The sequence below is a fragment of the Cellulophaga sp. 20_2_10 genome (assembly GCF_023476645.1).
GTDB lineage: Bacteria > Bacteroidota > Bacteroidia > Flavobacteriales > Flavobacteriaceae > Cellulophaga.
Map to the genome: position 1 here is coordinate 1 of NZ_JAMCOJ010000047.1, position 1,031 is coordinate 1,031.

Genomic DNA, 1,031 nt, shown 5'->3' on the forward strand with positions numbered 1-1,031 from the left:
CAACCTAATAATAGCTAGAAATGTAAAACGTGCGTTTACACAACCCTATTGGCGAAATAAACGCAATAAAATGAGGTTACTGACTAGTTATGTGTAACCTAAAAAAAATGAAGAACCTTATAATTTTATTAATTTGTGTGTGTTTTTATAACTGCAATAATATTTCAGTCAAAAAATCTGAAACATTCAATAAAAATAAAATTGAGACTTTGTATGAAACCGAAGGAAATATAGTAACAATTACTATCAAAAAAGATTCTCTAATTATTGAAAAAAGCGAATATATTTTAGATAATCAAATTGTTTTAGATACCACTTCTAATATTAGAACAAAATATGAATATGAGAGCCCAGGAGCGTTAGGTGGAAAATGGACGGAATATTATTCAAATGGAAATATAAAAGCGAAAGGACAAACGTCTGACCAATTCGCTTGTTGGGCGAATGTTGGCGACTTTGAATATTATGACACCAATGGTGTTTTATTAAGAGTACTTACTTATGACAATTGGTTAATGAACCCAAATGATGGCTGTCATTCAATGATAGTTAATATGAAATTAATAGAATATTATAAAAATGGAAATATTAAAGCCGAAAAACACTATCAAAGTGGTTATGAAGATTTTATGTTTTCCGATTTCTACAACAATTCAGAATTTGAAGAAGATTATAAATCTGGAGAATGGAAGTTTTATGATATAACAGGAAAAATTATTAAAGTAACAAAGCACGAAACTAGATGGAAAAAAGGCAACACATAACAAGGTATAAAAATAATAAGGGCTAAGTGCCAAACCCAAAGTTGGTACAAATTAATAAAGTCCGCTAAATCTTTGATTTGGCATTTAGAATAGTAAAAAGGTAAAATACCAAATCAAAAATTTGGCTAAGTACTAAACTGAAAGTTAGTGCATTTTAACCCCTTACTATTCTTATACTAAACGATGGAACACATTCAGCGAAAAGCTGACCAAAGTTGCTACACAGCTACGCTGTTCCCGCCCCTTTGGAAAATGTGTTCCATCGCC

1 protein-coding gene is annotated in these 1,031 nt (G+C 30.6%); it reads left to right on the top strand.

What is annotated here, in order from left to right; translation table 11 throughout:
- Positions 1–209: 209 nt before the first annotated feature.
- Positions 210–764, top strand: coding sequence for a toxin-antitoxin system YwqK family antitoxin (locus tag M4I21_RS18465; RefSeq protein ID WP_249560702.1), 555 nt, complete (start codon positions 210–212; stop codon positions 762–764).
- Positions 765–1,031 lie beyond the last annotated feature (267 nt).